Here is an 18,215-nt window from a genome sequence, read left to right as displayed (position 1 = left end):
CAGTTCAACTACTTATTTTTTGATAAGCTATATTTCGCATTTACATCCCACACAAACTCCTGCTTGTCTGTTAAAATATCTGCTGCAGTTGGTAAAATGAAATCAGCTAAGTTTTCCAATTCATTTCTATTACTCGCTCCTGATAGCACTCCAATCGCTAATCCAGCACCAGAATTTTTAGCTAGAGTGAGATCAACTGATGTATCCCCTACAATGGCAACCTCTGTTGGATCGATACCATAATGTTCACAAAAAGTACGAACGACACTTGGATGAGGTTTTTTATTAGGAAACGTGTCCGCTGTTAGAATAAAATCAAAGTACCTTTTCATATTAAGATGTTCCAAACAAATATCTGTTGTTTGATAATCATCCGCTGTTGCAATACCAAGTATGATTCCTTTATCACGAAGTAGATCCAAACAAGGCTGTAGCTTTTCACTCGTTGGACGAATATCCGCTATGTATTTGTTCGTTAGTACCACCATTTTACTGGAGATCCAGTGGTGGAGTTCTTCCAGGTCACCCTGATGAGCATAGAAGTTCCTAAGACAATGATCGAATGCCTCCGAAATGTCTCTCATTGTTCCCGAAGCTAGTATTCCATCCGCAACTACCTGATTTCCATGTAATCCAATCGATGCAGCTAACTGTAGCGAGACTTCCTCCGTATCCGGAAACTCACTCACTAGATCTTGAATAAGCTCCTTGATCGCTTTCACCCAAACTCCATGGAAATTTATTAATGTACCATCTTTATCAAAGAGGATTGCCTTTATAGATGTCAATGACTATAACCCTGCTTTCTGTAGTAGATTTCCCCAAGTAGGAATCGAAGGAGTTTTCCTTCCTTTAAAAATAGGATTCGAGAAAGCTATTAATTCTCCGTCAACCCTTCTTACCTGAAATCGAGTCCAACTAAACGGTCTATCTGATAGATCAATAGATTCAACTAATGGTTCTGCACCGACAACTGGTGACCGCTTATCAATTTCCCCATCTACAATCCACTCCACTACCAAATCATCTTGATTTTCCCAAAATTTCAAACAAAATTCCACATTTCCCGCAGTTACTTCACTTCCCAGACTTACTATTTCATTATTTACCTTTATTAAAATATCAATCTCTTGGCTTCTTGATACATAGACCTTCCCCTCAGAAACGGCCCGAAGGATTGATTCAGCAGATAAATGGGTAGCATAAACGTAGGTGCATGGATCACCGATCACTGATGGTGGTCCACCTTCCATGTAGCTTTCCTCAGGTAGCAAATGGGAATCTGAACCGCCAATTCCAAATATTCGATGGCCGTCATTTAACAACGTATCCCACAATATTAGCGCTTGTTCAGTCGCTTTTATATTATCCGCAAAGGTAGGATCATTCCAAATTTCAATCGTGTCAACCTCTGACAAAAGTGTATCCGTAAACGTCCAATGCCAAGGCTTGAGCATAGGATGGTTTATAGAACGGAGTCCCCCAGATTTTTTCACATCATGCAAAAGACGATTTATTCCTGTTTCTGATTCCATCCCACCATCAGCCAAGCTAGGTCGCCAATCTAGCCAATTCATAACGCCTAGTGCATTGAAATGCCCTTTTGAGGAGGTGATCTCTACTCCTGGTATAACCAACATGTTAGGATCATCTATCCACTTTGTAGGAATGATGTTATGATCAGTGGCAACAAAGAAATCTAATCCCATTTTTTTAGCTTGTTCGATATTTTTTGATGGTGTCATTTTCCCATCGGATTGATTCGTATGTGTATGAAAATCACCTTTGTACCAAGCACTGCCTGTTTTCACTACCTTTCCTTTATCAAATTCTGGTAACGTGAATCCAACCTCACCCGATCCTTTTGACCAATTAATTATGTCGAGTTGTTCAGCAGTTAACGTTTCTAAAGAAGAATTCATCTCAACACTATAAGTAAATAGTGGGGAAGCTTGATAGGAGGGACAAAATATTTCTATTTCCCATTCTCCTGAAGGAATTGGTCCATCTACTGTAGAAAAAGAACTAACAACAGGATCATCAGCAATCACTACATGTTTGTTCGTATTTTCATCCGTATAAAGGTATTGCCATCTAAGGTGACGATTAGGATCCCATAATAGGATAAAAGCCCATGCTCTTTTTGAAAATGAAAGGTTTAACTGAAGAATATCAGAAATATTAGTCGTAAATGAATGGCTTACGTGTAATTGATTAATCTCAAAGCTGACAGATTTTTCTTCTTTAATCATGTAGTACAGCTCCTTATAATTTTGTTAAAAGAATCCTTCACCGCTTACATAAAGGATTCTCTTTATTGGTTTATTGTACAGCGTCTAACGCTTGTTGGGCTGTTTCCTTAGCCTCTTTAAGTGCTTTTTCAGCAGATACTCCTTCGATTTCTACTTTATCTGTTGCGATAGAGAGCGCATCTAAGATTTTCCCACCAGTTGGATCAACAAATGGAGCTGATGCTGATTCAGCTTGCTCTAACGGAATTAAAATTTGTGGATTTTCTTCCGCATAGGCCTTAAACGCAGCCACTTCCTTAGCAGACTTTCGAACAGCAATGTAACCCGTACTCATGGACCAGTCCGCTGTTTTTTCGGCGCTGGTAAAAAAGGATAGGAATTCGAAAGCAGCTGCTTTTTCAGCATCGGAAGCTGCCGCTGGAATGGCCCCTAGTAAGGCACCCGCTCCTGGTGCTGCCTTATGGTCCTCCCAACCTGGCTGTGGTGCTGCAGATACAACACTAAAGTCTAAGTCACCTTGGTCGCCACTAGATCCTGTATAACCAAACGCCTTGCCTTGCATAACTTCATCAATTGTTTTGTACCAATATTCCCAGCCCTGTCCACCATGGTTAATAGCCATCGTCTCTTCTTCATGAATAGCTTTACGGAAAAATTCCCACGTTTCGATCCATTCAGGGGAATCAATAAGAACTTCTTTACCATCATCACTTAAAATTTTGCCACCTTTGCTGTAAACAGCATCAATTAAGTTGCCCGAACCCCACATCGGCATCCAGCCAGTCATTCCTTTTTCCTTCTTAATTTTCGCTGCAGTTGCTTCTAACGATTCCCAAGTTTGTAAATCTTCTTTTGTTAATCCTAACTCTTCAAACACATCATTTCGGTAATAAAGTACCTGCGTTGTGCCGTATAACGGAAGTGCATATTGACCATTATCCACTGTACCTTGATTATAGAAAGATGGAACAAAATCATCTGGGTTAAAATCCGTATTTTCTTCTATATATTTATCCAATGGTTCAATCGCTTTTTTGCTAATTAAACTTCTAGTCGCATCATTTTCCAATAAAACTACTGCGGGAACTTCTTTTGCCGCTATCCCTGCTTGAAGCTTTTGATAGGTTTCCGTATAATTTCCCTGCGCAACACCCTTAACAGTGATAGTATCCTGACTATCATTAAATTCCGCAATGAATCTTTCAATCGTTTCTGCTAAAGTACCACCCTGCCCATACCAAAATTCAATTTCTAATGGTTTTTCATCTGCGGACTGTTTTGAACCAGTGGTGTTAGCCTCTCCTTCACTCGCATTACCTTCTTTACTAGAACAACCTGCTAGAACAATTAAAACCATTAACATTACTGACAAAAAAATAGATCCAATGTTCCTAACCCTTTTCATTACAAATTCCTCCTTGTTTATTATCCTTTAATTCCTTGATCATTAATTCCTGAAACGAACCACTTCTGTGCAAATATAAATAGAATAAGTAATGGAAAGACGACAAAGCTACTAGCCGCCATAATTAGTGGCCATTGTAATCCATAGCCACCTTCTTGCATGAAAAACTTCTGTATCCCTTGGGTAATCAGCATCTTTTCCTCACTTTTAATAAGTAAGGATGGCCATAGGTAGTTATTGTACATTTGAACGAAGCTAATTAAAGCAAATGTAACGAAGGAGGGAAGCGTGAGTGGAAATAAAATTTTCCACAATATTTTCCAATGATTGCTCCCATCTAATTTAGCTGCCTCAATTAATTCTTTCGGCACCTGCAAAAATGCTTGTCTTAATAGAAAGATTCCGAATACACTGACTGCATTTGAAACAATAATGCCACTATATGTATCTAGTAAATCGAATTTTGCTAATAGAACGTAACTAGGAACATAGGTTGCGGCAACAGGCAACATATAAGATCCTAAAATGATCGAGAATAGTATATTTTTTCCACGAAATTGAAACTGTGTAAAGGCATAGGCCATCATCGCGCCTGTTATAACCTGTAATAAAACAATGAAAGTTGCAGTAAACACACTGTTGAACATATATAACCCAAACGGAGCTACATTCCATGCATCAAGAAAGGTATGCCACTGTGGGTTTTCCGGCCATAACGTAGGTGGAAATTGCCAAATTTCATCTTTTGTCTTTAATGCACTGATAACCATCCATAGGAATGGAAAAAACATAAGCAAGCTTAGAAAGCTCAATAACAAATACTTTGCAGTCGTCATCGTACCAGACCAAAATATCCTATAATTCATGTTAGCCCTCCTTTCGTTACTGATAATGCACCCATTTCTTGGATAAACCAAATTGAATGATAGATAATATGGACGTTATTAAAATAATTACCGTCGCAACTGCTGTAGCTTTTCCCATGTTAAATTCCTCAAATGCTGATTGATAATATAGATATAACAATGTTCGGGTACTTCCAGCAGGGCCTCCTTGTGTCATTACTTGGATTTGATCGTAGGCCTCAAGTGCTTGAACAGTACTTATAATCGTTAAAAAGAATGTAGTTGGCGATACAAGAGGCACCGTTATTTTAAAGAATTTCTGCAAGCTACCAGCACCATCTATGGAAGCTGCTTCATAAATGTCAGTAGGAATTTTCCTAAGGGCATTTAGGTAAAATATCATCGTCCACCCAAGACCTTTCCATACCGATACAATAATGATTGCAGGCATTGCCCATGTTGAGCTACTCGTCCACTCCAACCCTGATAATCCGACTAGTGATAAAACCCAATTAGCAATCCCAGTCTCCGGCTCAAAGATCCATGACCATACAATTGCAACAGCCACAGTTGGTGTAACCCATGGCGAGAATAGAACCGTTCGAAAGATGCCCATTCCACGTTGATTTTTTAGAACTAGTAGGGCTAGTAATACCCCTCCAATAATGGTTGGAAAAACTGTACCGACCGTAAAATAGAGTGTATTCCACAACACATCATGAAATATAGGATCTTGGATAAGATTCGTATAATTTTCAAACCAAACAAAGGTATAAGCAGGACTAATATAATCCCAATTCGTGAAACTGATATACAACGAATTTAGCATCGGGTAGAACCAAAATAATATCAGTGGAATCATTGCTGGTAATAGAAACAACCACGGTGTTAAAGAGTGATAACCACGGTTTATCTGTTGCTTTACTTTTTTATTCGGTTTTGATTTTGTGATAACTGTTTCCATTTTATATTCCTCCCCCCTCATTTGATATCCTAAGTATAAATAATAGATATGTAGCCAGTGTAAATAGAGTTTTAATAATGTGTAAAAATTTGGACTTTTGTTAGTTTAATTAAAATAAACACACAAAATGACACATTTGTCATGATATTGGTGTAAAGGATTAGCTAAATAGGGTAATAAAGGCACTACTGGCGATAAGGAGGAGCAGCTATTATTATGTATGATTGTAAAAAAAAAAGCACCTTCAGGTAGGTACTTAATTACTTTCTATAGCTTTTGGTAGGACGCATACATGTAGAAATTTTGGCAGAAAAGCACCGCTAAAGAGAACTATTAGCAGTTTTTTTGACGAAGAAATAGAGCTATTACGTTACTAGCGAAAAATGATGGTCTAACGGCGCCAATTGAGGTTAAAAGAAATAAAGGATTTCACATGAAACTAATTAAATATGGAAATTCCAGCATTTATGTATTTTTGCTTTACATCATTAGAAAGTTTGTTGTCAGTAATAATCCCTTTGACATCATGGATAGAACAGACCTTTAACAGGGAAGAAGCATCAAATTTGCTACTATCAGCCAATATATAACATTCCTTACTCGATACAAGCATTTTTTTCTTCACATTCCACTCACGCACACCGTAATCCGTGATCCCTGTATTAAGAGATATCCCACTTGCACTTAAGAACAACGTGTCTATATGAAATTGGGAAAGGAAATCCTCTGTCATCTCCCCTACAACACAAAGCTCTTCATTACGCATGATCCCACCCGTAAGAATGATTGTAAAATGAGGCATTTCCGATAACTCATAAGCAATAGGAAGGGAATTGGTAATAACGGTTAACTGGTTGAACTTTGTTTTCAATGCTCGAGCAAACTGGGTATTGGTTGTACTAACATCCAGCGCAATCGATTGGCCTTCCTTCACAAAATCCAATGCACGATTAGCAAGCATCTTCTTCTCTTCCGTATGAAGGCGCTCCCTCGCATGAAATGACTTTTCTTCAGAGTTTCTTGCCTCTTCCCCCTCATTCAAGACCGCCCCACCATGAACACGTTTTAATAAATGCTTAGATTCTAAATATTCAAGATCCCGACGAACCGTTTCATCAGAAACACCAAACTCTTCTATAAGTTTAGCAACCTTTACAGATTTATATTTATATAAATTCCCCATTATTACTTCGTGCCGTTTTTGTGCCAACATATGATCACTTCCTCTATATTATTCTCAAACCCACAAAAATCCACAAAAGTAGTATAGCACGATATTCCTATGTTGGCGACTAGTTCCGTGGAAGTTCATAAATGTAGATGTTTTATACAAAAAAACTAGAATCACTAAAGTAATATGGCAAGCAGCACAACCACGATAACTTGCACCATACCTACTTCATAATTAGATTTGTATAATATTTTAAAAATAGAAAGTGCTTATTTAATAATTAGCTAATTACCACTAGGTAGCTCACTGAAGAAAAAAACCTTGAAAGGTATGGAAAACCAATCAAGGTTAATTTACTACGCCACGTTCTCTGAAAGAAAATAAGACTTCAACACGTGAAAATCATCTAAAAATATCGGGTTATTATTTTTATTTTGATATTAAGCACTGAAATTAATCTTCCAGATACTATCACCTAAGCACTGCACCCGTTACACTCGCGACATATATATTCACTTTGCCGAAGTCTTTCGTTTGGATTGTCACGACATCTTGATACGGTTTTGCTAAGACTTCATACTGTAGTCCACCAAACTTTGAAGGTTTAAGTACACCTGCCCAGTTATCTTTATCGTTTTTAACTGGAGGCTTGTCTAATTTATAAACCGTCCACGACCTTGCACTTTTCGGTAAATACAACTTTGTTTTAGTCCTTACTTTGTTAGGGGTGTCATTATTGGATCTAATTAAACTCAAACTTTTTTCTAGGTATGCTAGTGGATCAACGGCATTCGTTTTTTTAGCATTCCATTTACCTCTATGCAGCTCGAAGTGAAGGTGCTGACCATGACTATCACCGGTATTTCCCATCACACCGATTAACTCCCCCTGATTAACCTTATCCCCAACCTTGAAAGCTTTAGACCCAGTTTGCATATGTCCATATACCGTTTCATATACTTGTCCGTTAATTTGATGCTCGATGAAAGTGCACTCTCCATAACTATGGGATCGATAGGACTTGCTAACGGTACCCGCTGCAACGGCAAAAATTGGGTGTGTACCAGATTCCGCAATATCAACCCCATGATGTGTTGGACGTTCTTTAGTCCGAAACCTATTCGTTACCCGCAGTGTATCCGTTGGCCATATAAAATTCTCACCTTCCATGACTATCATCCTCCTAATCAATCTAATCCTTTTTCACTAAATAAAATCTTCCACTACTATTATCGTTAAAGAGAATAAGAATGGTGTTGGTGATGAAAAAATACACAAAAATATTGTATGTTGCTAACAGTAGATTTAAGGTTCATGGATAGTATTTTCTAGGTTATGCTGCATTCTGTAATTGGTTATCTTTTTTAGTGAAACGAGTCACCCACTTTTCCTCTTACTAGGACTACCCATAAAAAATACTCCCCCTCTACAGTACTCTGTAATAGGGGGAGTATTTACTTTAATTATTAAAGGCCAACTTCTTTTTCAATTGCCTCTGGGTTATTATACGTTTTAAGATTTAGTTTCTTTAAAATTCTAGATGTTAACGTTCCGGAAAGCATAGCGCCGTTTACATTAAGTGCTGTACGACCCATGTCAATTAATGGTTCTACAGAGATTAATAGACCAGCTAATGCTACCGGTAAGTTCATAGAAGAAAGTACGATTAGTGCTGCAAATGTAGCACCGCCACCTACTCCAGCGACACCAAATGAACTAATTCCGATAATCAGAACTAACTGGATAATGAATCCTGGTGATAGTGGATCAATACCTTGAGATGGTGCAATCATAACTGCCAACATCGCAGGGTAGATACCTGCACAACCATTTTGCCCAATTGTAGCACCGAATGATGCAGACATGTTAGCAATTCCCTCGTGAACACCTAAACTATTCTTTTGCGCTTGAACATTAAGCGGAATAGTTCCAGCACTAGAACGAGATGTAAAGGCAAAGCTTAGTACTGGTAATACTTTACGAAGATACGTTAATGGGTTAAGCCCAAATAGGCCAACTACAATGATATGGATGATAAACATTGTAATAAGCGCCGCATAAGATGCACCGACGAATTTACCAAGTTCTAAAATACCTGCTACATCCGTGCTTGCTACTGTATTCGCCATTAATCCTAAGATACCATAAGGAGTTAAACGAAGGATTAGGGTTACAATTCGCATGACAACCGCGTAAATAGAATTTACTAAATCAATGAATTTTGCCGCCTGTTCTGGCTGTTTTCTTCTAACACCAAGAACGGCCACACCAACTATAATAGAGAATATTACGACTGCAATCGTAGAAGAAGAACGAGCGCCTGTCATATCCTGGAACGGGTTAGTTGGAATGAAGCTTAAAATTTGTTGTGGGATCGTCATATCTTCCACAGTTCCTAGTCGCTCTTCAAGTGCAATTCCTCTATCTGTTTCCGCTTGCCCCGCTTCAATTTGGCCAGCATCTAGGTTAAAAATAGACGCAGCAGAAATACCGATAATAGCAGCCGCCATTGCAGTAGCTACTAAAATCCCTATAATCCACGCTGCCATTTTACCTAACTCAGCAGATTTTTCTAGATTAATAATTGATTGAATGATAGATACCATGATTAGTGGAATAACAACCATCATCAATAAGCTTACATAACCTCTACCGATAACATTATACCAGTCTGTTGTTGTACTAATAACGGCTGAACCAGGATCAAAAGCAAGCTGTAAGAATGCTCCAAGTAAAATCCCAAGTCCTAAACCAGTGAATACACGCTTACTAAATGAAACGTGTTTCTTTTGCATATAAAATAAAATACCAATAAGTGCTAGCATGATCACTATATTAACTAAAATAAATAATGTGTTCATATGCTTCTTTCCCTCCTATCTTAATAAAACCTTGAATAAATTATCTAATTACAAACAAACCACATCAAATTACTATGAATTAGAATACACGGGTATTTCCCCCTTGTCAATCTTTTAAAACTGCTAATATCTCAACGCCATTCTTATGCGTTAGTAGTAGGAATTATGAACACAGGAGAATACATGTAGCAGTAGCACTAAATGGAGCGTTTTCAACTTATAGTAGATGATTTGGTTTGGGGGGATATATCTTTAGTTTTTGGGGATAAATTAGTTATTTATGGGAGGTATAACTCTGAATTTGGTGGATATGCCTCTATTTAGAAGGGATATCCGTCATAACACAAAGTTATGCGTCGCCACACGAGTAATGCGTCATTCCCTAGCAATTTTGCGTCCCTCCATGAGGATATCCGTCATACCGCGAGAAATATGCGTCACTCAAGAGGGCATATCCGCCATAACACAAAGTTATGCGTCGCCACACGAGTAATGCGTCATTCCCTAGCAATTTTGCGTCCCTCCAAGGGGGATATCCGCCACACCGCGAAAAATATGCGTCATACCAAAAAAATATGCGTCGCCCACGCGGAATTATGCGTCAAGCCAAGGCTAGTTCGCGTCACCCTAATCCTAGGTAGCCAGTCCCCCCCCGACAAAAATCGAGCAAATTAGGGTGGTGACAGGCACCCGAATGAAGGAAAGTACAAATTCATAAAGCGAAAAAATTGAAACTGCGTATATAAAAATGCCCATAATTATTAGATAAATCCTAATAACTATGGGCATTTATTAATTTAATTTTATTTGTCAATCTACAATTTAATCTTAATTAACAGAAACTGTTAAGTGATAAGGATTAGATACACTATTTGCACCATTCCACCCTACAACTAACACATAGTAGGTACCGCTTTGGGATATAGAATGATTTATCGTCTCACTTCTTGTTCTAGCATTTTCAGAGCTACCCACTAGGGATCCTCCTGAATTATATAAGTACACATCATAATCATCAGGAAGATTAGATAAATTTATCCGTACATTATTTCCTGAATTTGCGTTAAATTTGAAGAAGTCTTCATCAGTTGTAGTGGAAATAAAAGATTGATATGTTTTCCCACTAGTTAATGGTCCAAACGCATTATTTATATTATCATTCGGCTCATAGTTGTCAGAACCAGGTGTTTCATCTCCCCCTACTCCACCTGATCCATTAATCCCAACTGCTGCAAACCCATTTTCAACTGCTGTATATTCAGAACTTGATTCTCCATATAGGTCATTTGCAGCTTGTAATAAAGCACTTCTTGCATCAGCAAAGTCTGATTGAGAGGTTAAATAAGTAGTTAATGCACGGTAATAAATTTTTCCTGACTTATCCAAGCCAATTTTTGTGGCAATATTATAGAAAGCCTTATTAGGGATACCACTATTTGTATGAACGCCACCATTGTCAGCAGTAGTATTTACATAATTATTCATATGAGCGGGTTGGTTATAAAGCGTAGGGTCTTTCATGCTTCGTAATCCATCACCTCGGGTTCCTGGTGTGTACACATCTTCACCCATAAGCCAGTCCATATCACCATCATAAGCCTCTACAATTGTGCCAAATACATCGGACATTGATTCGTTTAATGCACCAGGCTGGTTCTGATAAACAAGATTAGCTGTTGATTCCGTTACTGCATGAGTTAGTTCATGGGCAATTACATCAAGTGCACCAGAAAGTGGACTAAATGTCGTCCCATCTCCATCCCCATATACCATTTGAGAACCATTCCAAAACGCATTGTTATAGTCTTGGCCATAATGAACGGTGGAGACAAGAGATGAACCATTGTCATCATAACTGTTTCTACCAAAAGTATTATAATAGTAGTCATAGGTAATTCCGGCATTATAATGGGCATCAACTGCTGCAGCCTGCGCACTAGCATTAAACACATTATCATTATCCGTCACATAGTTACCAGGAAGTTGGGTTCTATTATTTGCCGTATATGTTTCAATTACACCATTCATTGGTTTTGTTGTGTCATATAAATAGAATTGGCCACCAGAGGAATAAGTATTTAGTGATACTGTAGTTCCATCACTCTTCTTACCTGTACCAGTTGCTGCCGCCTCAGATATGGCGTTATACGCTTCAACCACCTTGCCATCTTTTGCACTAACAAATACAAATTCACGTCCTGGATAAGGTTCAAGGAATTGAAGTTCCACTAAATAAACAGGTAACCATTGTTTCTTATCTTGATAAAGGTACAAATCTGAGGTAGGTTCAGAGGTGTAGGACATGGAAGAAGGTAGTTCTAAATAAGACTCCGCTTTAGCAACAGCTTCATTAGCAGATAGCTTTACTTGCTTGCTCCATTTCTTATTTTCTATTTTAGGCTCTATTTCACCATTTACTGTATAGACCTCACCATTTTTGTTAACATGAACATACAAATCTGAGCCATATACGGAAATCCCATCTATAGTCATTTCTGTACGATAATGAGTCATTCCAAGTTCATCGGTTGTTATATCCTTAACCTGAAATTCTCCTGCATCTACTTTGAACAAGTTATTATCTTCTTTTAAGAATGCAAGAGCATCACCCTTATTTTTCACTTTCTTCTTAGATAATTTTCCCGACACAAAATCAGGAATACCTTTCTCTTGGTCCCATGTAATTTTCGGCTGAATTTCTTTATCCTTAGTTGTAGCTGCACTAGTAACCATTGGCAAAGCCGTAACCCCGATAGTCATTGAGAATGCTAGACTCAACGGAATAAATTTTTTCACAGATTTTTTCATAAAATTTTCTCCCTTCAATTTGATAGAAACTACTATACATGAAAATAGTTTGCTAGAAATAGAAAAGACAAAATTCGCAAAAGAACCGACCATTCTCTTCAGGACTAAGGAACTATTAAGCCTAATAAAGCGACAAATATTGATGAATACCGAGAAAATCAACTCTACTATTTGGATGTAAGAAAATCTAACAAACACAACAACTTATATGTTTTTTTAGCGTTTTGTCCTAGAAAGTTTAAAGGCATTCTGAAACAAAAATCTCCATAAAGAGGACCTTTTTTACCTGTATCTACGTCTATATTTTAAGTGACATTACTCTACGATAAATTGTAATGTGTTCTATTTGTTAAATTCAGAAAAATTAGATTATAATTAACGAAGGAGGTGAAAACAATTAACATAGGTAAAAGGATATTTATTTTAAGAACGAAAAGTGGAATGTCACTAACAAAGTTTGCTGATGGTATTATTTCTCCTTCAAAATTAAGTAGAATTGAAAACGGCCATATAAACCCATCAACACACACGTTAACTGCCATAGCAGATAAACTGGAACTCACAAATACCTTTTTTGTAGATTACCAAAAAGAGGATAAAGAACTGCATTATATTCTAAACCAGTTATTTGATCATCTTATATTAGATATTCAAAAGGCAAAATCTCTAATAAAATTAATCGAAAGCAACTATTACGATTATCTAAGCTCTCCAGTACAAGAATGTTATTTCCAACTGCTAAAAGGAATTTACTTAATAAAAAGAAGGAAGCTAGCAGAAAATAAAGAATTACTAGATACTTATATAAAAGTATATTTGGGCAATACAGCTGTTTCTACTTTACCTATTTGTATAAAGCGACCTCTTTATTATTACTATGGATTATATCACTTTAGAAATTCTGAATATGAATACGGCTTAATCTATTTTAATAAGTTAAAAGATATAGTGGACAATCTTTCAATTAGAGCAGCAGTCACCTATAATATCGCCCTGATATATAGACAAATGTTCAAAAATCAAAAAGGTATCTTAGTAACACAGAACGCTATTTCTTATTATGAAAAGTTGAAAAACCCTTATAATACAGCTCTTTCCTATAATTTGTTAGCTACTCTTTATAGAAGGACAAAAAGTTATGATGAATCTCTAAAGGCATTGGCCTACTCTGAATCAATTTCAAAGAAAAATGATTATTTTAACATTTTGGGACTTGTTTATCATAACAAGGGGATAATAGCACAGGATCAAAATAGGATTGATGACGCCATCTCATTTTTTAATCAGGCTATCAAAATGAAGAAAAAATGTGGCGAAATAGGGGTGAATTTATTAATTACCTATAGAGAGCTAATTATTTGCAACCTTATGAAAAACAATGTAAAAGTAGCGACAAATCGATATCTTGAGGCATTGACACTAGTAAATAATAAGACTGATGAACACAAACTGTTATTTGCCTATAATGATTACTATCTACTAGAAAATGATTACAAGGTTTATGAAAAAAACTTAAAGAAATTAATTGACTACTTTGGTAAAATTGATCATAAACTTTTCCTTAGGGAGTCATACAGAAAGTTAGCTCTGTTTTATTATGAAACAAACAAATACAAAAAATCTGCCGAAACTTATGAAATTACACTATCATTAATGGAGGAAAATAAAAATGAAAAAATTTATTAGAGTATTTATTGTAACTATTTCTATCTTTTTATCTATAGGGTTTTCCACGAATATTGTTCATCCAAATAAACCATCTGTTGACCAACAAGCTTATAAAATTGTTCCTAAGCTTATTGAAGATGAAGCAGGTGACTTGCTATAGGGAACATTGATTTTATATGAGTTGCTATATAATTTAATTTAATGAACTGCATAAATTGATAGCACCTTTCTTCATCTCCCTCTACATTTATATGAAGGTGAAGTTCTTCTTTAAGCAATAAATATCTTTATCGCTTTGTAATGTTGTTCAACATCACATAAATAAGCCTCACCCACCAAGAAATGCGGCCCTTTCCACCATAGATAGTAACCCAAACCTCAAATAGTACAGGACAACCAAATCTAGATCTAAATTAGAAAACGAATCCAGCAAAATACTGGATTCGTTTTCTTTAAAGTATCTCAATCCGTTTCAGTTACCAATTTCGTCGTACTTTGAAAGTTGTCTATCAGTTGAATACTACCTTCTATGATAATTCACAGTACGCTAGGAAATCCTTAGCAAGTCCACATTCTCAGATTGTGAAGAGACAGCTGCCCAGTACCACCGACCAAACAAAAAACATTAAAAATTCGGGTGGCTGTGTCAAAGATAGGCATTAGCGTCTATATACAAAGTGGTTTATAAGCAATAGTATTAACTTAACTATTATTTATGGTAAAAAGTGTAAGTTCAGCATACTAACAAAATATAAAAATTGGAGCGTAAAAAATGAAAAAACGTATTATGATTATATTGACAGTTGCTATAATCGGTTTCATCTCTTTCAATCTTATTTCTACCGATGAAGCATCGATGAAAACAGATGGGTTACAAACAAATATTACCTATATAGATGGATCTACAGAGCTCGTTTCTGATATGACTATCGAAGGCAGTTTACTGACAAGTAAACAGTTAACTTTCCAAACAAACTTTCAAAAAGATAACACTATAAGAATAAAAAATTCCGCTTCTAGCAGTATCCATGTCACTGTACGTAATATAGATGGCAAAAAACTGCTATCCGAGAAGATAACGGGCGATAGAGATATTATCTTTTCTACGTCACCCGAGCCAGGAACGATAGAGTTAGCTTTAACTAACGGGAAATATGACGTAGCTATTAATATAAATGGAATAGATCAGGGTCAATAACAGAAACTGCTCAATTCAACAGATACTAATACCCTATTGTCCTTGATTAAAGTTAGTTACACATAAAACCTATACACACAAAAAGCCCACCATCTAAACCAGATGGTGGGCCTGCTAATCTACTTCACATACACAGGGTTTGTAAATGCGACAAGCTCTAAGTCTTCCTCAATCTCGGCATACAAACTCGGCACGAATCCAGGAAATCCCCCTACTTTTCATCTCATAACTAAGCTGTAATGTGCTCTACCAATCATAGAGAAAATTTAAATAATACATATTCATCATTAGAACAAACCCTCAGATTCGAAAGAGAAAGTACATAGATCAGAAACCAAGTATTTTGATTCAGTTGATATGAAGGGGTTAATAAATAATTCTATAAACATCTAAAGTATTCTTATACTGGAATAAGGAAAAAATAGTTAGCTATGTTACCTATTACAGTGAAGGAGACCAAGAAGTCCAAGACCATTTTTTACGTATACGAAATGCAAAACGAATATACCCTTATGTTCTACCGCATCTCTAAATTCTTGGTATAGGTGTAAATTCCTTCACTATGATAAAGCAAATAGCCGCCTTTTTATTAGAAGCTGCACACGCCTGGTACTTAGTTAAAGCCTTCTTCTTTGGTTATTTTATTTTAATTATTTACAGTAAAAATATTTTGACTAGCTATTATAATTCGAGTAGTTTCATCTGTCACATGTTCAATACCATCCTGTATTTTTCCATTTAGAATATTATTCATATCCGAATCTACACCATGAATAAGAATTTCTATCTCTTCCCACTCCGGTTGATATTGACTATGCTCTACATCTACTGTAATATCCAACGATCTTTCCTTTAAACTTGCCTTAAACACACATTCAAAGTAATCGCCATTTTCGTAGGCAAAGGACTGGCCATCGTCTTCATAATACCTAAAGATAGATGGTTTCTCTTCTTCAGGATAAACATGGACGGTTAGTTTTCTTTCTTTTGCCTCTGTTGAACTTTTCACAGTTCCTTGTGTAATGATCGATCCTTTTTTCACAAAAATAGGAAGTATATCAATCGCTGCCTCAACCAGATGGTGCTTACCACCTTTTAGCTCTTCATTAGTCCAATAATTTATCCAGTTGCCCTTTGGTAAGTAAACGACACGATGATACGTATCCGGTGTTAATATAGGGGCGATAAGTAAATCAGAACCAATCATAAATTGATCAGATAAATTGAGTGTATTTTCATCATTTGGATATTCCATTACTAGAGGGCGCATAACAGGTACACCTAAGATACTTGCTTCTTGAAAGAGCGTGTATATGTAAGGCAACCAAACGTAGCGTTCTTGTATATATTTTTTTATTATATTCTCGTATTCCTCACCAAAGGACCAAGGCTCCTGATGAACGGAATTTAATTCACAATGGTTTCTAAAATAGGGAGTGAACGTTCCGAACTGCGTCCAACGTGTTAGTAATTGTCCATTTGAATCATGTGCAAATCCGCCTACATCCGGGCCACAAAACGGAATACCTGACATTCCTAAGTTCATACACATTGGTAGTGCCATTTGTAAATGCTCCCAAAAACTACGATTATCCCCCGTCCAAACAGTAGCGTAACGCTGTACCCCGGCATAACCCGCACGTGTTAACAAAAAGGGACGATTTCCGTTTAAATTTTGTTTTAGTCCTTCATAGGTTGCTTTTCCCATCAGCATGCCATATATATTGTGAAGCTCACGATGCGTTTTTGGGTCTCCATCGTTCTCGTGCATAACTTTAACATCCATGGTTTTTGTCTCGTTGAATACAGATGGTTCATTCATGTCATTCCAGATACCTTCAATACCTAGATCCGTATAAAAATTATGATTCTCTCCCCACCATTTTCTTATCTTTTCACTTGTGAAGTCAGGGAAAGCACTGTTTCCTGGCCATACATCACCATGATAGACTTGCCCATCGAGATATTTACAAAATTGATTATTTCTTATCCCTTCCTGGTAAACAAAATATTCAGGGTCCTCCTTTACACCTGGATCTACAATCGGAACGACATGTATTCCCTCCTCTTTTAAATCCTGTACTAGCTGTCTAGGATTAGGAAATCTATCCTCGTCAAATGTAAATACTCGGTACCCATCCATATAGTGAATATCTAAATAAATCGCATCTAATGGTATATCTCTGTCTTTAAAATTCTGCACTAATTCTCTTACCTCTTGTTCATTCTTATAACTATATCTGGATTGGTGGTACCCTAGTGCCCATTTAGGTGGAAGTGGCATTTTACCAGTAATAGCTGTGTACTGCTCCAAAACATCCTTTGGTTTCGGGCCTGCAAAAACATAATAATCCAACTGGCCTGTATCGGCCTTGAAGAAATAGTCCTCATTCGACGTTTTCATATCAAAAACCGTCTTAGACGTATTATCCAAGAAAATACCATGTGCTTTCCCTTGACGAATCGTTAAAAAATATGGAATAGATTGATAGAGTGCATCGATTTCAGGATTATGTGGCGCATAAATGTCCGTATTCCACATCGTCATTTTCTCGCCGCGTTTATCGAGAAAACTTGTTTTTTCTCCAAACCCATAGAAATGGTCATCTGCTTCCATTTTCTTAAAACAAATCACTTCCTTTTGCTTATTAGATGCCATGCCGTTTGGGGCATCTTCGACGATAACACGTCCATTATCATCACTAATCGAAAGCAATAATGGTTGTTTATTTATTTTTATCGAGAGCTTATTACTTTTTAACAAGATTTCATCCTTATTTTCTGTAATTATAATATTTAATTGATCCGGTTCCATCACAACAGCTAAGCTAGTCTGTCTAGAAGGAAATGTGTTCGGGTTCATGATAATTCGAACGATATCATCTCGATAAAATAATAGAGACAGATACCCATTTTCACCTGTTATTTCTAAACTATTTTTTTCAAATGTGTATGACAACAATGCGCCAATACGCTTATAATTCTTATTTTCAAAGTTACTTTCTTTTTCTGGTAATATAGCAAAACTACCATCCTGCATACA

14 protein-coding genes are annotated in these 18,215 nt (G+C 36.7%); 4 read left to right on the top strand and 10 right to left on the bottom strand.

Features of this window, described 5'->3' with window-relative positions:
- Positions 1-8 precede the first annotated feature (8 nt).
- The 8 genes from H7K77_RS18035 to H7K77_RS18000 form a co-directional block, all read right to left on the bottom strand.
- On the bottom strand, positions 9-788 hold the full coding sequence (locus H7K77_RS18035) for an HAD family hydrolase (protein ID WP_186579904.1): 780 nt from the start codon (positions 786-788) through the stop codon (positions 9-11).
- Positions 789-791: 3 nt separating this feature from the next.
- Positions 792-2,252 (bottom strand): CehA/McbA family metallohydrolase, encoded by a 1,461-nt coding sequence (locus H7K77_RS18030; RefSeq protein ID WP_186579902.1) that lies wholly within the window; start codon positions 2,250-2,252, stop codon positions 792-794.
- Between the two features lie 70 nt (positions 2,253-2,322).
- On the bottom strand, positions 2,323-3,657 hold the full coding sequence (locus tag H7K77_RS18025; protein ID WP_186579900.1) for an ABC transporter substrate-binding protein: 1,335 nt from the start codon (positions 3,655-3,657) through the stop codon (positions 2,323-2,325).
- Between the two features lie 20 nt (positions 3,658-3,677).
- Complete coding sequence (locus tag H7K77_RS18020) at positions 3,678-4,523, bottom strand: carbohydrate ABC transporter permease (protein WP_186579899.1); 846 nt, start codon at positions 4,521-4,523, stop codon at positions 3,678-3,680.
- Between the two features lie 16 nt (positions 4,524-4,539).
- The gene (locus H7K77_RS18015) at positions 4,540-5,364 is read right to left on the bottom strand and encodes a carbohydrate ABC transporter permease (protein ID WP_235989004.1); all 825 of its coding nucleotides are present in this window, start codon (positions 5,362-5,364) and stop codon (positions 4,540-4,542) included.
- A 541-nt stretch (positions 5,365-5,905) separates the two neighbouring features.
- Positions 5,906-6,679 (bottom strand): DeoR/GlpR family DNA-binding transcription regulator, encoded by a 774-nt coding sequence (locus tag H7K77_RS18010; RefSeq protein WP_186579894.1) that lies wholly within the window; start codon positions 6,677-6,679, stop codon positions 5,906-5,908.
- A 429-nt stretch (positions 6,680-7,108) separates the two neighbouring features.
- Entirely contained in the window at positions 7,109-7,807 is a 699-nt protein-coding gene (locus tag H7K77_RS18005; protein ID WP_186579892.1) for a M23 family metallopeptidase, read from the bottom strand.
- Positions 7,808-8,103: 296 nt separating this feature from the next.
- Entirely contained in the window at positions 8,104-9,498 is a 1,395-nt protein-coding gene (locus H7K77_RS18000) for an L-cystine transporter (RefSeq protein ID WP_186579890.1), read from the bottom strand.
- Positions 9,499-9,699: 201 nt separating this feature from the next.
- Between H7K77_RS18000 and H7K77_RS21595 the strand changes: the two genes are divergently transcribed.
- A complete protein-coding gene (locus H7K77_RS21595) occupies positions 9,700-9,822 on the top strand; it encodes a hypothetical protein (protein WP_268911933.1) in 123 nt (40 codons plus the stop codon).
- A gap of 504 nt (positions 9,823-10,326) precedes the next feature.
- Here the strand turns inward: H7K77_RS21595 and H7K77_RS17995 are convergent.
- Positions 10,327-12,306 carry a M4 family metallopeptidase gene (locus H7K77_RS17995; protein WP_186579888.1) on the bottom strand — a complete coding sequence of 660 codons (1,980 nt, stop codon included), beginning with the start codon at positions 12,304-12,306 and terminating at the stop codon, positions 10,327-10,329.
- A 387-nt stretch (positions 12,307-12,693) separates the two neighbouring features.
- On the opposite strand from H7K77_RS17995, the gene H7K77_RS21760 reads away from it, so the two are divergent.
- From H7K77_RS21760 to H7K77_RS17980, 3 genes are all read left to right on the top strand, one after another.
- On the top strand, positions 12,694-13,992 hold the full coding sequence (locus H7K77_RS21760; RefSeq protein WP_186579886.1) for a helix-turn-helix transcriptional regulator: 1,299 nt from the start codon (positions 12,694-12,696) through the stop codon (positions 13,990-13,992).
- Entirely contained in the window at positions 13,976-14,134 is a 159-nt protein-coding gene (locus tag H7K77_RS17985; RefSeq protein WP_186579884.1) for a hypothetical protein, read from the top strand. Before H7K77_RS21760 ends, H7K77_RS17985 begins: the two co-directional genes overlap by 17 nt.
- Before the next feature lie 612 nt (positions 14,135-14,746).
- Entirely contained in the window at positions 14,747-15,172 is a 426-nt protein-coding gene (locus H7K77_RS17980; protein ID WP_186579882.1) for a hypothetical protein, read from the top strand.
- Between the two features lie 646 nt (positions 15,173-15,818).
- Here the strand turns inward: H7K77_RS17980 and H7K77_RS17975 are convergent.
- Entirely contained in the window at positions 15,819-18,212 is a 2,394-nt protein-coding gene (locus tag H7K77_RS17975) for a glycoside hydrolase family 31 protein (RefSeq protein ID WP_186579880.1), read from the bottom strand.
- Between the last annotated feature and the right edge of the window lie 3 nt (positions 18,213-18,215).

This window comes from Aquibacillus kalidii (assembly GCF_014280935.1).
In the GTDB taxonomy this organism is placed as follows: domain Bacteria; phylum Bacillota; class Bacilli; order Bacillales; family Amphibacillaceae; genus Aquibacillus_D; species Aquibacillus_D kalidii.
The sequence above is the reverse complement of the archived record's forward strand: the minus strand, read 5'-3'. Positions and strand labels throughout refer to the sequence as shown.